The sequence below is a fragment of the Amycolatopsis sp. cg13 genome, from assembly GCF_041346965.1.
In the GTDB taxonomy this organism is placed as follows: Bacteria; Actinomycetota; Actinomycetes; order Mycobacteriales; family Pseudonocardiaceae; genus Amycolatopsis.
Genome location: NZ_CP166848.1, coordinates 2,857,580 through 2,875,888 on the forward strand (window position 1 = coordinate 2,857,580; position 18,309 = coordinate 2,875,888).

The following is an 18,309-nucleotide window of genomic DNA, read 5'->3' on the forward strand; positions in this document are numbered from 1 at the left end:
GCGGAAGATTAGCCAAGGCCACCGAGGGCAGGGACCGCCGGACCAGTCCGCACCACGCCGAGCCGCTGGGTCGCCCTGGTCAGCGCCACGTACAGGTCGTTGAGCCCGCGCGCCGACCCCGCCACGATCTCGTCCGGCGACACCAGCACGACCCCGTCGAACTCCAGCCCTTTGGACCGGTCGACCGTCAGCACGCTCAGCCGCTCGTCCTCCGGAAGCAGCTTCCGCACCTCGTCGACGCGACCGCCCGGCACCAGCACCGCCACGGTCCCACCGTCCACAGCGGACAGTTCCGCGGCCACCAGCGCGGGCAGTTCCTCGTCCAGCGAAGCGACTTCCACGCCCCACGGCGGCACCCCGGTCTCGCGCACCGACGCCGGCGCGGCCAGATCGACGTCGAGTTCGGCGAGCACGCCCGCCGCGACCGCCATGATCTCCGCCGGGGTCCGGTAGTTCACCGTCAGCTGCTCCAGCCGCCAGCGGTCCGCGACGTACGGCGACAGCACCTCGTCCCAGGTCCGCGCTCCCCCGGCGGCCCCGGTCTGCGCGACGTCGCCGACCAGCGTCATCGACCGGTTCGGCGTGCGGCGCATCAGCAGCCGCCAGTCCATCGCGGACAGTTCCTGCGCCTCGTCGACGATCACGTGCCCGAACGTCCACGTCCGGTCCTGCGCGGCACGCTGCGCCGCGGTCAGCTGGCTGCGCGCCTGCTGCCGTTCGGCGAACAGCTCGGCGTCCAGCACGTCGGACACCCGCAGGACCTCCTCGTCCTGGATTTCCTCGTCCTGATCGAGGATGTCCAGCACGCCCTCGGCATACGCGCGCTCGACGCGTTCGCGGCGCTTTTCCGCAGCCTCTTCCTCGGAGTCGTCAGTGCCGAGCAGCTCGGCCAGTTCGTCGAGCAGCGGCACGTCGGCGGGCGTCCACTTCGTGGTGCGGCCGCTCTCCAGATGCCTCCGGTCCGCTTCGGACAACAGCTCGCCCGCCGCGCGGTCGAGGTGTTCGCGGTCGGCGAACAGGTCGTCGAGCAGGCCTCCCGGGGTGAGTTTCGGCCACAGCGAGTTCAGCGCGGCGGCCACCGCGGGGCTCGAGGCCAGCTCGGCGCGGATGTCCTGGACGTCCTGCGCGTCCAGCAGGTCCTCGCCCAGCGCGCGGGCGGCCTGCCGGGTGAGCGAGTCGAGGACGTCGGAGATGAACAACCGCCGCGCGAGGTTGTGCGGCCGTCGCGAACGGCGGGCCCGGGTGCGAGCCTGCACGCACGTCTTCCGGTCGAGCTTGAGGATTTCGCGTTCGTGCTCGATTTCGATCACCGGATCGGGTACACCTTGCCGGTCCCGAACGGCCTTGGCGAGCACGTCGACCATCACCAGCCGGCCCTTCACCTCGGCCGCTTCCGGAGACTCGACGCCGTCGGCGTCCAAGCCCGGCCACAGCTGCCCGATGGTCGCCAGCAGCACGCCGGTCTCGCCGAGCGACGGCAGCACCTGGCCGATGTAGCGCAGGAAGGTCGAGTTCGGGCCGACGACGAGCACGCCGCGCGTGGTCAGCTGCTGGCGGTGCGTGTAGAGCAGATACGCCGCGCGGTGCAGCGCGACCGCGGTCTTCCCGGTGCCGGGCGCGCCCTGCACCACCATCACGCCGCCGAGCGGCGCGCGGATGATCCGGTCCTGCTCGGCCTGGATGGTGGCGACGATGTCGGCCATCTCGCCGGTCCGGCGGCGCTCCAACGCGGCCAGCAGGGCGGCTTCGCCGGCGAGCCCGAGATCCTGGCCCTGGTCGGCGGCGGTCAGGTCGAGGATCTCGTCGTCGAACCCGGTGACGCGACGGCTCAGCGACCGCAGATGCCGTCGCCTGCGCACGCCGTCCGGAGAAGCGGCGGTGGCGAGGTAGAAGGGCCGCGCGACCGGGGCCCGCCAGTCGATCAGCAGCGGCCGGTAGTCGTCGTCCTCGTCGAACAGGCCGAGCCGTCCGATGTAGGCGATCTCCTCGTCGGTGCTGCCCGGCACGAAATCCAGCCGCCCGAAGCACAATCCCTGCTCGACCGACCCGAGCTGGGCGAGCCGGTCGCTGTGCAGGTTCGTGGCGGCTTCGCGTTCGGTCCGCGCCTGCGGCGTCCCGCCGGTCTGGCGCAGAGTCTCGTCCAGCCGGCGCTGGGTCTGGGTGCGTTCGGAGTCGAGCTTCGCGAACAACGCGTCGGTGTAGGCCTGTTCGCGGCGCAGCTCGGCTTCGTAGGCCGGTTCCTCGGGCAAGGAAAGGTCCTGCTTTCAGGTCGGGATCGGGGCCGGAAGAGTGCAACCGGCGAGGATCCCGGGCCATTCCTGCCCGGCGCGGAACGGGTCTGAAAAAGGATCAGAACGGGAGGCCGAGGACCGGCAAGCCGATCGCCGAGTCGACCGCCAGCGCGACGAACACGATCATCAGGTACGTGTTCGACCGGTGGAACAACGCCATCGGCTTGGTTTCCTCGCCGCGGTGCACGGCGGCCTGCAGCCGGTGCGCGTAGAAGAGGAACCAGCCGCCGGCGAGGATCGCGAAGGTCGCGTACAGCCAGCTGGTGACCGGGAGCAGCAGCAGCGTCCAGGCGACCATCACCCACGAGTAGATGACGATCTGCCGGGCCACGTGCTCGGCGGTCGCGACGACCGGGAGCATCGGCACGCCCGCGCGCTCGTAGTCGTCGCGGTACTTCATGCCCAGCGCCCAGGTGTGCGGCGGGGTCCAGAAGAAGATCACGCCGAACATCACGAACGCGGGCCACTGCACGGTGCCGGTGACCGCGACCCAGCCGATCAGCACCGGCATGCAGCCCGCGGCCCCGCCCCAGACCACGTTCTGCGACGTCCGCCGCTTGAGGCCGAGGGTGTAGACGAAGATGTAGAACAGGATCGTCGCGATCGCGAGGACCGCCGCCAGCAGGTTCACCGTGAAGTACAGGACGGCGAACGACGCGATGCCCAGGACGAGGCCGAAGATCAGCGCGTTGCGCCGCGGCACCGCGTCCTTCACCAGCGGGCGCCGCTTGGTGCGGTTCATGACCTTGTCGATGTCGCTGTCGATCACGCAGTTGAGCGCGTTCGCGCTGCCCGCGGCCATGGTGCCGCCGATCAGCGTCGCGACCACCAGCCACGGGTTCGGCACCTCGCGCCCGGCGAGGAACATCGCGGGGATCGTGGTGACGAGGAGAAGCTCGATCACGCGCGGCTTCGCCAGCGCGGCGTACGCGCCGGCCACCTGGCGGAAGCTTCGCCGGGCCCCGCTCGGCCGTCCGCCGTCCGGGGGTACGGCGCTGGTGTCCTCACTGCGTCCGTGCGCAGCGTTCACCAACGACATTTCTCTCCCTGAGTCAGTCCTGGGCCGGGCGGCCCGGAAGAAAAGCGGAACTCCGCGAGAACTTCCGTGCCTGGCCCGCGATCGATGTTAGACGTGACGGACCGGCCCAATGCCCGCGGGTCCGGGACACGCCCGGCGATGTCTTCTCCGTCACGTCGCCCGCCGCGGGCCGCGATGAGTCGCGAACGCCCGCGGCGGGTAGCCGGAGACGGACAGGCGGGCAGGATCACCTCACCCGCAGGGCTGTCGCCCGCGCTCGCGCGCGCACGTACGCACTAGGGTGACAGCGTCGGGCCGCTCGCTCCGCCTGCACAGCGCCGCCAGCAGGAATATCGTCCCTTCGGGATCGATTGAGATAACTGAGGGCGCACACCGCAGCACCTGAGCGGCACGCACGGAATACAGCCACCACTTCACCGACGCAGGAGTTCGAGTTCAGTGTCCGAAACCTCTAGCAGCGAGACCAACCCCTTGCTCCGGCGCAACGTGCCGGCCGACTGGACCGAGACCGACACCCGCGCCGTAGACACCGCCCGCGTGCTGGCCGCGGACGCCGTCGAAAACTGCGGCAGCGGGCACCCGGGCACTGCGATGAGCCTGGCGCCGCTGGCGTACACGCTGTTCCAGCGCACGATGCGGCACGACCCGGCCGACCCGGAGTGGCCCGCCCGCGACCGGTTCGTCCTCTCCGCAGGCCACTCCAGCCTGACCCTCTACATCCAGCTGTACCTGGCCGGCTTCGGCCTTGAGCTGGAAGACCTCGAGCAGCTGCGCCGCTGGGGCTCCAAGACCCCGGGCCACCCGGAGTACCGGCACACCAAGGGCGTCGAGACCACCACCGGCCCGCTGGGCCAGGGCCTCGCGAACGGCGTCGGCATGGCGATGGCAGCGCGGCGCGAGCGCGGCCTGCTCGACCCGGACGCCCCCGCCGGCGAGAGCATCTTCGACCACCACATCTACGTGATCGCCTCCGACGGCGACATCGAAGAGGGCGTCACCTCCGAGGCCTCTTCCATCGCGGGCCGCCAGCAGCTGGGCAACCTGATCGTCTTCTACGACGACAACAAGATCTCCATCGAGGACGACACCAACATCGCGCTGTCCGAGGACGTCGCGAAGCGGTACGAGGCCTACGGCTGGCACGTGCAGACCGTCGAGGGCGGCGAGGACGTCGTCGCGATCGAGGCGGCCATCAAGGCGGCGCAGGCCGAGACCGAGCGGCCGTCGTTCATCCAGCTGCGCACGATCATCGGCTACCCGGCCCCGACGAAGATGAACACCGGCAAGGCGCACGGCGCGGCGCTGGGCGCGGAAGAGGTCGCGGGCGTCAAGAAGGCGCTGGGCTTCGACCCGGAGAAGAACTTCGACGTCGACGAGGCCGTGCTCGCGCACACCCGCCAGGCGATCGAGCGCGGCGAGAAGCAGCGCGCCGAGTGGCAGGAGCGCTTCGAGGCGTGGGCCGCGGCGAACCCGGAGCGCAAGAAGCTGGCCGACCGGCTGTCGACCCGCACGCTGCCCGAGGGCTTCGCGGACAACCTGCCGTCGTGGGAGCCCGACGCCAAGGGCATCGCCACCCGCAAGGCCTCCGGCGAGGTGCTGAACGCGCTGGCCGAGCCGCTGCCCGAGCTGTGGGGCGGTTCCGCGGACCTCGCGGAGAGCAACAACACCACCATGAAGGGCGCCGACTCGTTCGGCCCGGCCGAGGCCGGCACCGACATGTGGAAGACCAACCCGTACGGCCGCACGCTGCACTTCGGCATCCGCGAGCACGCGATGGGCTCGATCCTCAACGGCATCGCGCTGCACGGCGGCACCCGCCCGTACGGCGCGACCTTCCTCACCTTCTCCGACTACATGCGCCCGCCGGTCCGGCTCGCCGCGCTGATGAAGGCCCCGGTCATCTACGTGTGGACGCACGACTCGATCGGCCTCGGCGAGGACGGCCCGACGCACCAGCCGATCGAGCAGGTCGCCGCGCTGCGCGCGATCCCGGGCCTCAACGTCGTCCGCCCGGCGGACGCCAACGAGACCGCGTACGCGTGGAAGGCCGTGCTTGAGGACGTGCACCACCCGTCCGGCTTCGCGCTGACCCGGCAGAACGTGCCGGTGCTCGAGGGCACGAACGCCGAGGGCGTCAAGAAGGGCGGCTACGTGCTGGCCGAGGCGTCCAACGGCACCCCGGAGGTCGTGCTGATCGCGACCGGTTCCGAGGTGCAGCTGGCCGTCGAGGCGCGCAAGACCCTCGAGGCCGACGGCATCCCCACCAGCGTGGTCTCCATGCCGTGTGTCGAGTGGTTCGACGCGCAGGACCAGGACTACAAGGACGCCGTCCTGCCGCCGACGGTCAAGGCCCGCGTTTCGGTCGAGGCCGGGATCGCGATGCCGTGGCAGCGCTTCACCGGCGACGCCGGCGAGAACGTGTCGATCGAGCACTACGGAGCCTCGGCCGACGCCGCGACGCTGTTCCGCGAGTTCGGTTTCACCGCCGAAGCCGTGGTCGACGCCGCCCGCCGCTCGATCGCCAACACCAAGAACTGAATTGAAGGGAGCGCACTCATGACTGACCGACTCGCGCAGCTGTCCGAAGCAGGCGTCTCGATCTGGCTGGACGACCTTTCGCGGGAGCGCCTGAACTCGGGCAACCTCGCCGGGCTCATCCGCGACAAGCACGTCGTCGGCGTGACCACCAACCCGACGATCTTCGCGAACGCGCTGTCGAAGGGCGCCGCCTACGACGAGCAGGTCAACGACCTCGCCGCGCGCGGCGCGGACCTCGACGGCACCGTCCGGGAGCTGACCACCACCGACGTGCGCAACGCCGCGGACCTGTTCCGCGACGTGTACAACGCCACGAACGGCGTCGACGGCCGCGTGTCCATCGAGGTGGACCCGCGCCTGGCGAAGGACACCGACAAGACGGTGGCCGAGGCCAAGGACCTGTGGAAGACCGTCGACCGGCCGAACGTGATGATCAAGATCCCGGCCACCGAAGAGGGCCTGCCCGCGATCACCGCGACGCTCGCCGAGGGCATCAGCGTCAACGTCACGCTGATCTTCTCCGTCGAGCGCTACGAGGCCGTCATCAAGGCCTTCTTCGCCGGTCTCGAGCAGGCGAAGGCCAACGGCCACGACCTCAAGGGCATCCACTCGGTCGCGTCGTTCTTCGTGTCCCGTGTGGACAGTGAGGTCGACAAGCGGCTGAACGCGATCGGCACCGACGAGGCCAAGGCGCTGCTGGGCGAGGCGGCCATCGCCAACGCGCGGCTCGCGTACGCGGCCTTCGAGAAGCTGTTCGCCACGGACCAGTGGAAGGCGCTGGCCGAGGCCGGCGCGAACGCGCAGCGTCCGCTGTGGGCCTCCACCGGTGTGAAGGACCCGGCCTACTCCGACACCCGGTACGTCGACCAGCTCGTGGTCAAGGACGTCGTGAACACGATGCCCGAGAAGACCATGGACTCGGTCGCCGACCACGCCGAGATCACCGGCGACACGGTTTCCGGAAAGGGCGAGCAGGCGCAGGCGATCTTCGACAAGCTGTCCGCGGCGGGCATCGACGTGCCCGACGTGTTCCTGACGCTGGAGACCGAGGGCGTCGAGAAGTTCGAGAAGTCCTGGCAGGAACTGCTGGACACGGTGACCGGGCAGCTGAACAAAGCGAGGGGCTGAACCAGAGACCATGAGCGGGGACGAAACCGGCGTCGTGATCGTCGACGCCGAACTGGCAGAAAAGGCAGCGCCGCTGGCGCAGCGGCTGGCCGCCGACGGCGCCGCTGCCAAGCTCGCCGCCAAGGACTCCACGCTGTGGGGTCCGGACGCCGAGTCCGAAGCGTCGATCCGATTGTCCTGGACGACGTTGCACAAGTCGTCGCGTCCGTTGATCGGGGAAATCGAAGCGCTGCGCGCGGAACTGCGCAGCGAGGGCGTGGACCGCGTGGTGCTCGCCGGCATGGGCGGCTCGTCGCTCGCGCCGGAGGTCATCACCGCCACCGCCGGCGTCCCGCTCACGGTTCTCGACACGACCGACCCCGGCCAGGTGGCCGACGCGCTCGCGGGCGACCTCGAGCGCACCGTCATCGTGGTGTCGTCGAAATCCGGCGGCACCGTCGAGACGGACAGCCACCGCCGGATTTTCGCCAAGGCGTTCGCGGACGCCGGGATCGACGCCGCGCGACGGATCGTCGTCGTCACCGACCCCGGCTCCCCGTTCTCCGAACTGGCGGAGAAAGAGGGCTACCGCAAGACCTTTCTGGCGGATCCGCACGTCGGCGGCCGCTACTCCGCGCTGACCGCGTTCGGCCTCGTGCCGGCCGGTCTCGCGGGCGCGGACGTCGCGCGGCTGCTCGACCAGGCCGCCTCCGTGGCGGAAACGCTCGCCGAGGACACCGCCGAGAACCCGGCCGTGCAGCTGGCGGCGGCGTGGGGCGCAGCGCATGAAGCGGGTGCCGAGAAGGTCGTGCTGGCCGACACCGGTTCCGGCATCAAGGGATTCCCGGACTGGGCGGAGCAGTTGATCGCCGAGTCCACCGGCAAGCTCGGCACCGGCCTGCTGCCGGTGGCCGTCGACGGCCCGGACGCACCCGGGTTCGCCGACCACGGCAAGGACGCGACCGCCGTCGCGATCGGCGCTGCGGAAGGCGCGGCGCAGATTTCGGTGACCGGCCCGCTCGGCGCGCAGTTCCTGTTGTGGGAGTTCGCGACCGCGCTCGTCGGACGGCTGATCGGGATCAACCCGTTCGACCAGCCTGATGTGGAAGCGGCGAAGAAGGCGGCGCGTGCGCTGCTGGACGACCCGGAGAAGCTGAAGGGCGGCGAAGAACCGGCCACTGTGGACGGTGCCGTCGAAGTCTTTGGCAGCGAAGGCGTTTCGACTGACGGCAAGCTCGCCGACGTGTTGCGCGCGTTCTTCGGTTCGGTGGCTGATGGCGGCTACATCGCCGTTCAGGCCTACCTCGACCGGCTGGACGACGCGTCGACTTCGTTGCTGCGCGGCGAAATCGCCAAGCGGACCGGCGTGCAGACCACGTTCGGCTGGGGCCCGCGGTTCCTGCACTCCACCGGGCAGTACCACAAGGGCGGCCACCAGAACGGCAGCTTCCTGCAGATCACCGGTGCCGTCGACGAAGACCTCGCGGTGCCGGACCGCCCGTACACGCTCGGGCAGCTCCAGCACGCGCAGGCGCTCGGCGACGGCCAGGTGCTCGCCGAGCACGGGCGTCCGGTGCTGCGGCTGCACCTGACCGACCGTGCCGCCGGGCTCGCCGAGCTCGTGCGGGCAGTGCAGGAGGCCGCTCAGTGACCACCTGGCGCAACCCGCTGCGGGACCCCCGCGACAAGCGGCTGCCGCGGATCGCCGGGCCGTCCAGCCTGGTGATCTTCGGCGTCACCGGCGACCTGGCGCGCAAGAAGCTCATGCCCGCCATCTACGACCTCGCGCACCGCGGGCTGCTGCCCGCCGGGTTCTCGCTGGTCGGCTTCGCCCGCCGGGACTGGGAGCACCAGGACTTCGGCGAGCTGGTGCACGATTCGGTGCGCGAGCACGCGCGGACGCCGTTCAAGGAGTCGGTCTGGAACCGGCTCGCCGAAGGAATCCGGTTCGTCCAAGGCACTTTCGACGACGACGACGCCTTCGACCGGCTCGCGAAGACCGTGCGCGAGCTGGACGAGGAACGCGGTACCGGCGGCAACACCGCGTTCTACCTGTCGATCCCGCCGGGCGCGTTCCCGGTGGTGACCAAGCAGCTGGCGCGTTCGGGCCTCGCGCAGGCCGACGAGAACACCTGGCGGCGCGTGGTCATCGAGAAGCCGTTCGGCCACGATCTCAAGAGCGCCAAGGAGCTCAACGCGATCGTGAACGACGTCTTCCCCGAGGAGTCGGTGTTCCGCATCGACCACTACCTCGGCAAGGAGACGGTGCAGAACATCCTGGCGCTGCGCTTCGCGAACCAGCTGTTCGAGCCGATCTGGAACGCCAACTTCATCGACCACGTGCAGATCACCATGGCCGAGGACATCGGCCTCGGCGGCCGCGCGGGGTACTACGACGGGATCGGCGCCGCGCGCGACGTCATCCAGAACCACCTGCTGCAACTGCTCGCCTTCACCGCGATGGACGAGCCGCTGTCGTTCGAGCCGAAGGCGCTGCGCTCGGAGAAGGCCAAGGTGCTGGCGGCGACCAAGCCGATGCTGCCGCTGCACGAGACCACCGCGCGCGGGCAGTACGCGGGCGGCTGGCAGGGCGGCACGAAGGTGCCGGGGCTGTTGCAGGAAGCCGGGTTCGCGAAGGACTCGACCACCGAGACGTACGCCGCGGTGACGCTGGAGGTGCAGAACCGCCGCTGGGCGGGCGTGCCGTTCTACCTGCGCACCGGCAAGCGGCTCGGCCGTCGCGTCACCGAGATCGCGGTCGTGTTCAAGCGCGCGCCGCACCTGCCGTTCGACTCCACCTCCACCGAGGAGCTGGGGCAGAACGCGCTGGTCATCCGCGTGCAGCCGGATGAGGGCATCACGCTGCGGTTCGGGTCGAAGGTGCCGGGGACCACGATGGAGGTCCGCGACGTCACGATGGACTTCGGCTACGGCCACGCGTTCACCGAATCGTCGCCGGAGGCCTACGAGCGGCTGATCCTGGACGTGCTGCTGGGCGAGCCGTCGCTGTTCCCGGTGAACGAGGAAGTCGAGCTGTCGTGGGAAATCCTCGACCCGGTGCTGTCGCACTGGGCGAAGCTCGGCACCGCGCCGGAGCAGTATCCGCCGGGCAGCTGGGGACCCAAGTCCGCTGACGAGATGCTGGAGCGTACCGGCAGGCACTGGAGGCGTCCGTGATCATCGACCTGCCGTCGACCACGACGTCGGCGCTGAACAAGAAACTGGTGGAGATCCGCGAGCAGGGCGGCCAGGTCGCGCTCGGCCGGGTGCTGACGCTGGTGATCGTCGCGGACGACGACGCCAAGCTCGAGGACGCCATCGAGGCCGCGAACGACGCCAGCCGCGAACACCCGTCGCGGGTGATCGTCGTGGCGAAGGGCGCGCGCACGGCCGCGCCGCGCATAGACGGCCAGATCCGCGTCGGCGGCGACGCCGGCGCGAGCGAGGTCATCGTGCTGCGGCTGTACGGTCCGCTGGCCGCGCAGGGGCAGAGCGCCGTGGTGCCGCTGCTGCTGCCGGACGCGCCGATCGTCACCTGGTGGCCCGGCGCCGGTCCGAAGGCTCCGGCGGAGGACCCGCTCGGCCAGCTCGCGCAGCGGCGGATCACCGACTCGGCCGCGGAAAAGAGCCCCATAAGGTCTCTCACCACGCGTGCGAAGTCCTATGTGGAGGGTGACACCGACCTGGCGTGGACCCGGCTGACCCGATGGCGGGCGCAGCTGGTGTCGGCGCTGGACCTCCCACCGTACGAGAAGATCACGAGCGCGACGGTGACCGGCGAGGCCGATTCGCCGTCCACCGAACTGCTCGCGGGCTGGCTCGCCGAGTACCTCAAGGCACCGGTGCACCGGGTCAAGAGCTCGAGCGCGCAGGGCATCATCTCGGTGAAGCTGGAGCGGAAGTCGGGCGCGGTGGAGCTGACGCGGCCGGACGGGCGGGTCGGCACGCTGACCCAGCCGGGCCAGCCGACCCGGCGGATCGCGTTGCAGCGGCGCAGCAATCCCGAGTGCCTGGTGGAGGAACTGCGGCGGCTCGACCCGGACGAGATCTACGAGGCCGCGCTGCACGGGCTGCACAAGATCGCCGCGTCCAACGGGTCGAAACCCGCTGCCGCCAAGGCTCCGGCCAAACCCGCGGCTGCGAAGCCGAAGGCGACCCGCAAGACCGCGGAAAAGAGCACGTCATGAGCCGGACCGAGGTCGTCGTCTACGAAAACCCGGACCTGCTGGCCGCGGCCGCCGCGGCCCGCCTGGTGACGCGGATCGTCGACGTGCAGGCGGCCCGGGGCGCGGCGTCGGTGGTGCTCACCGGCGGCGGCACCGGCATCGCCGTGCTGCGGGAACTGCGGGAGTCGAGCGCGCGGGACGCGATCGACTGGTCGCGGTTGGACATCTACTGGGGCGACGAACGGTTCGTCCCGGCGGATTCGGACGAGCGCAACGAGAAGGGCGCGCGCGAAGCTCTGCTCGACCACGTGCCGCTGGCTCCCGAGCGGGTGCACGCGATGGCCCCGTCGGACGGCGAATTCGGCGACGACGTCGACGCGGCCGCCGAGGCCTACGCGAAGGTCCTTTCCGACGCGGCGGGCCCCGGTGCCGACGTGCCGGAGTTCGACATCATGCTGCTGGGCCTCGGCGGCGAGGGCCACACGGCGTCGCTGTTCCCGGAAACCGCCGAGGTGCGCGAAACCCAGCGCTCGGTGGTCCCGGTCCGCGACTGCCCGAAGCCCCCGCCGACCCGCGTTTCGCTCACGCTGCCTGCCATCCGCCGCGCCCGCGAGGTGTGGCTGATGACGGCGGGCACGGCCAAGGCGGACGCGGTCGCGCAGGCACTGGCCGGTGCGCCAGAGACGCAGATCCCCGTCTCGGGTGCCCGTGGCTACCGGCGGACGCTGTGGCTCCTCGACCGCGAGGCGGCCGGGAAGCTGACGAAGGTGTACGAGCCGCCGGCCGAGTAGGTTTATCCGGGAAGGGCTCCTCGCGCGTTGGCGCGGGGAGCCTTTTTCGTTGCGCGGTAAGGGAGAAGCGGGGGCGCTTGGTGTCGTGAGTGCGTATCCCGGTTCTAACCGCGATACGCACTCACGACTCCCCCGTCTCCGCACCGCTCAGCAGCGTCGCCGTCGCCCCGAGGTGGTCCATCAGCAACCCGGCCGCCGCCTCCGGATCCCGGCTCAGCGCGGCCCGCTCCAGCTCCTCGTGCTGGGCGAGCACCGCTTCCACCGGGAGCCGGTACGCCGGGTGCACCGTCCACCGCCGGGCCAGTTCGCTCGCCATCCACATCCGGTCGAAATTCTCCAACAGCACCGCGTTGCCGCAGCCGTCGAGCAGCGTGCGGTGGAACAAGCGGTGCGCCTCCGCCCAAGCAGCGGAGTAGTAGCTGCCTTCGTCCGGCACATACATCGGCGTCCGGGCGAGCCGGTGTCCCGCCGCGCGCACCCGCGTCTCCCACTCCAAGTCTCCGCGCGCGACCGACAACCGCAGCATCGCGGGCTCGACCGTCTGGCGCGCCTCGACGATCTCCTGCCACCGCCGGTCGGCCAGCGTCGGCACCGCGAAGCCGCGGTTCGTCAGCCGTTCCGCCAGTCCCTCGCCGACCAACCGGACCAGCGCCTCCCGCACCACGGCGAGGCTGACCTCGTACCGCGCCGCGAGCTCCTGCGGTTTCAGCGCCTGCCCCGGCTCGACCTCGCCGCGCATGATCGCGGCGCGGACCTGGTCGTAGATCTGCTCGGACAGCATCTGCTTCATGCCCTCACGATAGACGATCTGACAAATCATCGATTATCATTGCTATCGTCGATCAGGTACCGCTTCCCGTGAGAGGAATCAATGTCCGCCAACTCCCCGTTCGCGCGCCTTCCCGAGGTGCCGAGCTTCACCGTCACCAGCACGACCGTCGCCGACGGCGCGGCCTGGTCCGCCGAGCAGTTCTCCGGGATCTTCGGCGTGCCCGGCGGCAAAGACACGTCGCCGCAGCTGTCCTGGACCGGCGCGCCGGAAGGCACGAAGAGCTACGCCGTCACGGTCTACGATGCCGACGCGCCGACCGGCTCCGGCTTCTGGCACTGGGCCGTCGCCGACCTCCCGGCCGCCGTCACCGACCTGCCGGAAGGCGCGGGCGACGACACCGGCTCCGGCCTGCCCGAGGGCGCTTTCCAGCTGCGCAACGACGCCGGAGCCGCGCGTTTCATCGGCGCGGCCCCGCCCGCCGGCCACGGCGAACACCGCTACTTCGTCGTCGTGCACGCCCTGGATGTCGAGTCGATCGGCGTCCCCGCCGACGCGACGCCCGCCGTCCTCGGGTTCACCATGTTCGGCCACGTGCTCGGCCGCGCGGTGCTCGTCGCGACCGCGGAGACGCCCGCGTAAGCCCCGGCCGGCTGATCACTCGGAGGCCGCCGCGCCGTGCTCGCCACGCCGCGGCGGCCTTCGACTGCGCAGCGACACTTCCCGCCCACCCGCACGGGTGATCTCTCCCCTGTTCGCGTGGCGCGGATCTTGCCCCGACCTGGGCGGCAAATGGAGCAACTGACACTCCGCCAAAAAGCGGCTCACCAGTATGTGGGAACCGCCGTATGGTGAACATAAGGTGATGTGATCGACACATGGTGATGTCGACCGCGCTTTGTTCATCCTGTTGGAGCAGTCGTGGAGATTACAACACCACTAGAACCACTCTGGGTGAAACTTACTGGCAACACACACGTTCCCGTTAGCATCCGCACATTTGTTCACCGCCGCGCGTCCCGATCGGGTGGCCGGAGCATCTCATCACTAAGTCCACAAGACGAATGGGGTCGCCGCGATGAGCACTGAGGGACTCTCGATTCCTGGCATCTCGATGAGCAGCTCCGCAGCGAGAGCCGCCGGGCGAGCCAGGCGCGCCAGCCTGACGGGCGCGTTCGCCGTGTTCCGGAAACCCCTCGTCGCGACAATCGCCGTCGAAGCGGTGGTCGTGCTGCTGGCGGTGCTCGACGTCTGGCTCGTCGTACCGCCGAAGGCACAGCCCTATTCGCTGTACCTGTCGGCCGCCGCGTGTCTCGCGGTCGTGGTGCGGCGGCGCTTCCCGTTCCTCGCGGTGCTCGCCGCGGCGCCGGGTTTCTTCGCCGGATGGGCGCAGCTGGCGTCGATGCTCAACCTGGGCATGCTCGCGACGCGGCGGCAATTGCACTGGCAGACCTGGGTCGGCGCTGGTTTGGTGTTCACCTGCCGGTTCGTGCGGTGGCCGCTGCAGGAGTTCGCGGAACTGAGCTGGCGCGAACACGTCCTCGACGGGATCTACGGCGTCCTGGTGGCCGGAATGCCGATCGCGATCGGCCTGCTGATCGGGGCGCGCGCGGAGATCTCGGCGAAACTGCGCGAGCTGGCCAAGAGCCGCGACCGCGAACGCCGCTTCCACGCCGACGCTGTCCGCGCCGAGGAACGCGCGCGGCTGGCCCGCGAGATGCACGACGTGGTGTCCCACCAGATCACGCTGATCGCCATGCAGGCCGGCGCACTGCAGGCCCAGGCCAAGGACGGTCCGGCGCTGGAGACGGCGCAGGTCATCCGCCAGCTCTCGACGCGGACGCTGGAGGAATTGCGCTCGCTGGTGAGCGTGCTGCGCTCCGGTTCCGGCGACGACGGCCCGCGGCCCGGGATCGGGGAACTGGACCACCTGATCCGCGAGTGCGACGTGCCGGTGCAGCTGACCGTCGAGCAGCTGCCGGACACCCTGCCGAGCCAGGTCTCGGCGGCGGCGTACCGGACGGTGCAGGAATGCCTGACGAACGTCCACAAACACGCCCCCGGCGCGACGGCCACGATCCGCATCCACGCGGCGAGCGGCGCGCTGGACATCGAGGTCGAGAACGCTCGTGCCTGCCGCGCCGGAGAAGCGTTCCCGTCGGGCGGCCACGGCCTGACCGGACTCGCCGAACGCGCCCGGCTGCTGGGCGGAAGCTTCGAAACGTCGGGCACGGAGGACGGCGGATTCCGGGTGCGGGCACGGTATCCGCTGGACCGCTGACCCTGGGCGGACCTTACTGGACCTGGCTGGACCTGACTGGGAATTGGTCTGGACCGGTCAAGAACTGCCCGGTGCCAAGGCATCGCTCAGAACGCCGGACGTGTCCTCCGCAAGCCGAGACCGCCCAGGCTGGCTGGCAGCGCAGTCCGAACAGGAACTGACTGAGCAGCCCGCCCGCAAAGGCCTGCACCTGTCTCGGGCACCGGACGACCCCAGAATGCCCCGCCCTGCAGAGGTCTGAACCACCCGGACGACGCCAGCGGCGGCCCCGCCACCCGAACAGAAGCATCCTCACCGAACCCGAGCCACCCGCCCCCGCGGAAGCCTGAACCGCTATCACCCCGGTCCAGACCACCCGGACGACGCCTGAGCCCCGCCGTCCGGACAGGAACCTCTCCGCCGAACCCAAGCCACCTCGTCCCGAGAGGTCTGAACCCCTCGCCTAGGTCCAGACCGCCCAAGCCCGGGAACTAAAAAACCACCGGCCCTCGCCCTCGCGGACGGGAAGCCGGTGGTCCCGGAGAAAAACCGTGCCTCAGATCAATTCGCGGCGTTGGCGGAGGCGCTCGAGCGCTTCGGCGAGGATGGCCTCACCGTCGGCGTCGCTGCGGCGTTCCTTCACGTAAGCCAGATGCGTCTTGTACGGCTCGGTCCGAGGCGCGGCGGGCGGATTCTGCTCGTTCTGCCCGCCGGGAAGCCCGCAGCGCGGGCAATCCCATTCTTCGGGGACCTCCGCGTCCATCGCGAACGACGGGCGGGCTTCGTGCCCGTTCGCACACCAATAGGACACCCGGCGCCGTGGCGCCGATTCACCCCGCTCCGATTCGCCCGAAGGACCGGCACCCACGCGGGTGCCGCGAATCGCGTTACCGCCAACCATGAATCCTCACCCGTTGGAATCGGCGGCGCGCCCCCCAATAGGCACGCCGATCGCAAGTCCCCTTCCGGGGACCCGGTCATACCTTGAGCAGGAGGCCGAGACCCACGATGCTGATCAGCCAGATGGCCCCGAGCAGCAGCGTGATCCGGTCGAGGTTCTTCTCGGCGACGCTGGACCCCGCGAGGCTCGACTGCATCCCGCCGCCGAACAGGGACGACAGGCCGCCGCCCCGGCCGCGGTGCAGCAGCACGGCCACCACCAGCAGGACGCTGGAGGCGATCAACAGGATTTGCAGGAACAGCTTCATGTCATCCTCTGTGCTTGTCGGAGCATGCAGGGGTACGGCCGGACCCGCACCAGCGTGCGGATCTTCACCGTACCCCTGGACTCGTCCACTGCTCTAGTGACGGACCGAACACACAGGCTACCCGGTAGTGCCCACGATCAGGGCAGCGGGCCACCGGCGGCGAGCGCGCAGAGCTTGGTGAACTCCTCGCCGTCGAGGCTCGCGCCGCCGACCAGCGCGCCGTCGATGTTGTCCGCGCCCACCAGCTCGGAGACGTTCCCGGCCTTCACCGAGCCGCCGTAGAGCACGCGGACCGCCGTGGCGACCTCGTCGCCGTACTTCTCCGACAGCGTCCCGCGCAGGGATTTGCAGACCTCTTCGGCGTCGGCGGCGGTCGCGACCTTGCCGGTGCCGATGGCCCACACCGGCTCGTACGCGATCACGACGGCCTGCACCTGCTCGGCCTTGAGTCCCTTCAGACCCTCGATGAGCTGGTTGCGGGTGTGCTCGAGGTGCTCGCCCGCCTCGCGGATCTCGAGCTCCTCGCCCACGCACAGGATCGGCGTGATGCCGTGCTTGAGCGCGGCCTTGACCTTCTTGTTGACCAGCTCGTCGGTCTCGCCGTGGATCGCGCGCCGCTCCGAGTGCCCGACGGTGACGAAGCTGCAGCCCAGCTTCGCCAGCATCGGGCCGGAGATGTCGCCGGTGAACGCGCCCGAGTCCTGCGGCGACAGGTCCTGCGCGCCGTAGGTGAGGGAGAGCTTGTCGGCGTCGATCAGGGTCTGCACGCTGCGGATGTCGGTGAACGGCGGCAGCACCGTCACGTCCACCTTCGCGTAGTACTTCTCCGGCAGCGCGAAGGCGATCTTCTGCACCAGGGCGATGGCCTCGAGGTGATTGAGGTTCATCTTCCAGTTGCCTGCCACCAGGGGCTTGCGTGCCACTTAGTTCTTCCCCTCCAGCGCCGCCACGCCGGGCAGCTCCTTGCCTTCCAGGTACTCCAGCGAGGCGCCGCCGCCGGTGGAGATGTGCGAGAAGCCGTCCTCGGGCAGGCCCAGCTGCCGCACCGCGGCCGCCGAATCGCCGCCGCCGACGACGGTGAACGCGTCGCTCTTCACGAGCGCCTCGGCCACCGCGCGGGTGCCGCCGGCGAACGCCTCGAATTCGAAGACGCCCATCGGGCCGTTCCAGAAGACGGTCGCCGCGTCGGCGAGCTTCTGCGCGAACAGCTCGGCGCTGCGCGGGCCGATGTCGAGGCCCATGCGGTCGGCCGGGATGGCGGTGACGTCGACGGCCTCGTGCGCCGCATCGGCGGCGAAGCCCTCGGCGGCGAGCACGTCGACCGGCAGCACCAGTTCGACGCCGCGCTTCTCGGCCTCGGCGAGGAAGCCCTTGACCTGGTCGAGCTGGTCTTCCTGCAGCAGTGACGTGCCGACCTCGTAGCCCTTGGCCTTGAGGAACGTGTACGCCATGCCGCCGCCGATGAGCAGCCGGTCGACCTTCGTGAGCAGGTTCGCGATGACGCCGAGCTTGTCGGACACCTTCGAGCCGCCGAGCGCGACCACGTACGGCCGCTTGACGTCGTCAGTGAGCTTCTTCAGCACGTCCAGCTCGGCCAGCACGAGGCCGCCCGCATACGCCGGGAGCACCGCGGCGATCTCGTAGACCGAGGCCTGCTTGCGGTGCACGACGCCGAAGCCGTCGGAGACGAACGCCCCGCCCGGCGTCAGCGCGGCCAGCTCGGCGGCCAGCTCGGAACGATCGACAGCGTCCTTGCTGGTCTCGCGCGCGTCGAAACGCACGTTCTCCAGCAGAGCGACGCTGCCGTCGGCCAGCCCGGCCGTCAGCGCCTTCGCCGATTCGCCGACGAGGTCACCGGCCAGCGGGACCTCGGAGCCGAGCAGTTCGCCCAGCCGCTTCGCGACCGGCGCGAGCGTGAACTTCGGGTCCGGCTCGCCCTTGGGGCGGCCCAGGTGCGCGGTGACGACGACCTTCGCGCCCGCGTCGGCGAGCTTCTTGATCGTCGGCAGCGCGGCGCGGACCCGGCCGTCGTCGGTGATGGCCGACCCGTCGAGCGGGACGTTCAGGTCGCTGCGCACCAGCACGTAGCGGCCCTGAACGCCCTCGCCCAGCAGGTCTTCGAGGTTCTTGACGCTCATCG

The 18,309-nt window shown here is 70.1% G+C and carries 15 protein-coding genes; 8 read left to right on the top strand and 7 right to left on the bottom strand.

The genetic code is table 11. The features are described from left to right. Positions 1-8: 8 nt before the first annotated feature. Positions 9-2,249 (bottom strand): ATP-binding domain-containing protein, encoded by a 2,241-nt coding sequence (locus AB5I40_RS12870; RefSeq protein WP_370938729.1) that lies wholly within the window; start codon positions 2,247-2,249, stop codon positions 9-11. A 100-nt stretch (positions 2,250-2,349) separates the two neighbouring features. After that, a complete protein-coding gene (locus tag AB5I40_RS12875; RefSeq protein ID WP_370938730.1) occupies positions 2,350-3,330 on the bottom strand; it encodes a heme o synthase in 981 nt (326 codons plus the stop codon). Positions 3,331-3,768: 438 nt separating this feature from the next. Between AB5I40_RS12875 and tkt the strand changes: the two genes are divergently transcribed. From tkt to pgl, 6 genes are read left to right on the top strand one after another with little or no spacing between them, the layout of a single operon-like run. Continuing rightward, a complete protein-coding gene (tkt, locus tag AB5I40_RS12880) occupies positions 3,769-5,868 on the top strand; it encodes a transketolase (RefSeq protein WP_370938731.1) in 2,100 nt (699 codons plus the stop codon). A gap of 18 nt (positions 5,869-5,886) precedes the next feature. Further along, the gene (gene tal, locus AB5I40_RS12885; RefSeq protein ID WP_370938732.1) at positions 5,887-6,996 is read left to right on the top strand and encodes a transaldolase; all 1,110 of its coding nucleotides are present in this window, start codon (positions 5,887-5,889) and stop codon (positions 6,994-6,996) included. A 10-nt stretch (positions 6,997-7,006) separates the two neighbouring features. After that, on the top strand, positions 7,007-8,626 hold the full coding sequence (locus AB5I40_RS12890) for a glucose-6-phosphate isomerase (protein ID WP_370938733.1): 1,620 nt from the start codon (positions 7,007-7,009) through the stop codon (positions 8,624-8,626). After that, a complete protein-coding gene (zwf, locus tag AB5I40_RS12895; RefSeq protein ID WP_370938734.1) occupies positions 8,623-10,152 on the top strand; it encodes a glucose-6-phosphate dehydrogenase in 1,530 nt (509 codons plus the stop codon). The genes AB5I40_RS12890 and zwf overlap by 4 nt, the downstream gene beginning before the upstream one ends. Continuing rightward, complete coding sequence (gene opcA / locus AB5I40_RS12900) at positions 10,149-11,162, top strand: glucose-6-phosphate dehydrogenase assembly protein OpcA (RefSeq protein ID WP_370938735.1); 1,014 nt, start codon at positions 10,149-10,151, stop codon at positions 11,160-11,162. Before zwf ends, opcA begins: the two co-directional genes overlap by 4 nt. Beyond that, positions 11,159-11,932: a 6-phosphogluconolactonase gene (gene pgl, locus AB5I40_RS12905; RefSeq protein ID WP_370938736.1), complete on the top strand. Its 774-nt coding sequence runs from the start codon at positions 11,159-11,161 to the stop codon at positions 11,930-11,932. The genes opcA and pgl overlap by 4 nt, the downstream gene beginning before the upstream one ends. A 121-nt stretch (positions 11,933-12,053) precedes the next feature. Here the strand turns inward: pgl and AB5I40_RS12910 are convergent, their stop codons facing one another. Beyond that, a complete protein-coding gene (locus AB5I40_RS12910; RefSeq protein WP_370940505.1) occupies positions 12,054-12,713 on the bottom strand; it encodes a GntR family transcriptional regulator in 660 nt (219 codons plus the stop codon). A 90-nt stretch (positions 12,714-12,803) separates the two neighbouring features. Here AB5I40_RS12910 and AB5I40_RS12915 point away from each other — a divergent pair, with 90 nt between their 5' ends. Then, positions 12,804-13,343: a YbhB/YbcL family Raf kinase inhibitor-like protein gene (locus AB5I40_RS12915; RefSeq protein ID WP_370938737.1), complete on the top strand. Its 540-nt coding sequence runs from the start codon at positions 12,804-12,806 to the stop codon at positions 13,341-13,343. A 436-nt stretch (positions 13,344-13,779) separates the two neighbouring features. Further along, positions 13,780-14,982 carry a sensor histidine kinase gene (locus AB5I40_RS12920; RefSeq protein ID WP_370938738.1) on the top strand — a complete coding sequence of 401 codons (1,203 nt, stop codon included), beginning with the start codon at positions 13,780-13,782 and terminating at the stop codon, positions 14,980-14,982. Between the two features lie 535 nt (positions 14,983-15,517). On the opposite strand, the gene AB5I40_RS12925 is transcribed toward AB5I40_RS12920, so the two are convergent. The 4 genes from AB5I40_RS12925 to pgk form a co-directional block, all read right to left on the bottom strand. Then, the gene (locus tag AB5I40_RS12925) at positions 15,518-15,862 is read right to left on the bottom strand and encodes an RNA polymerase-binding protein RbpA (protein ID WP_344267249.1); all 345 of its coding nucleotides are present in this window, start codon (positions 15,860-15,862) and stop codon (positions 15,518-15,520) included. 76 nt (positions 15,863-15,938) lie between these two features. Further along, on the bottom strand, positions 15,939-16,169 hold the full coding sequence (gene secG, locus AB5I40_RS12930) for a preprotein translocase subunit SecG (protein ID WP_033292761.1): 231 nt from the start codon (positions 16,167-16,169) through the stop codon (positions 15,939-15,941). 137 nt (positions 16,170-16,306) lie between these two features. Then, entirely contained in the window at positions 16,307-17,092 is a 786-nt protein-coding gene (gene tpiA, locus AB5I40_RS12935) for a triose-phosphate isomerase (protein WP_370938739.1), read from the bottom strand. Beyond that, on the bottom strand, positions 17,093-18,307 hold the full coding sequence (gene pgk, locus AB5I40_RS12940; RefSeq protein WP_370938740.1) for a phosphoglycerate kinase: 1,215 nt from the start codon (positions 18,305-18,307) through the stop codon (positions 17,093-17,095). Between the last annotated feature and the right edge of the window lie 2 nt (positions 18,308-18,309).

Bases quoted from the DNA above. Each gene is read 5' to 3' on its own strand.
- pgl (WP_370938736.1), top strand. From the start codon at position 11,159: ATGAGCCGGACCGAGGTCGTCGTCTACGAAAACCCGGACCTGCTGGCC.
- AB5I40_RS12920 (WP_370938738.1), top strand. From the start codon at position 13,780: ATGAGCACTGAGGGACTCTCGATTCCTGGCATCTCGATGAGCAGCTCC.
- secG (WP_033292761.1), bottom strand. From the start codon at position 16,169: ATGAAGCTGTTCCTGCAAATCCTGTTGATCGCCTCCAGCGTCCTGCTG.
- AB5I40_RS12915 (WP_370938737.1), top strand. From the start codon at position 12,804: ATGTCCGCCAACTCCCCGTTCGCGCGCCTTCCCGAGGTGCCGAGCTTC.
- AB5I40_RS12875 (WP_370938730.1), bottom strand. From the start codon at position 3,330: ATGTCGTTGGTGAACGCTGCGCACGGACGCAGTGAGGACACCAGCGCC.
- AB5I40_RS12890 (WP_370938733.1), top strand. From the start codon at position 7,007: ATGAGCGGGGACGAAACCGGCGTCGTGATCGTCGACGCCGAACTGGCA.
- pgk (WP_370938740.1), bottom strand. From the start codon at position 18,307: ATGAGCGTCAAGAACCTCGAAGACCTGCTGGGCGAGGGCGTTCAGGGC.
- AB5I40_RS12925 (WP_344267249.1), bottom strand. From the start codon at position 15,862: ATGGTTGGCGGTAACGCGATTCGCGGCACCCGCGTGGGTGCCGGTCCT.
- AB5I40_RS12910 (WP_370940505.1), bottom strand. From the start codon at position 12,713: ATGCTGTCCGAGCAGATCTACGACCAGGTCCGCGCCGCGATCATGCGC.
- tal (WP_370938732.1), top strand. From the start codon at position 5,887: ATGACTGACCGACTCGCGCAGCTGTCCGAAGCAGGCGTCTCGATCTGG.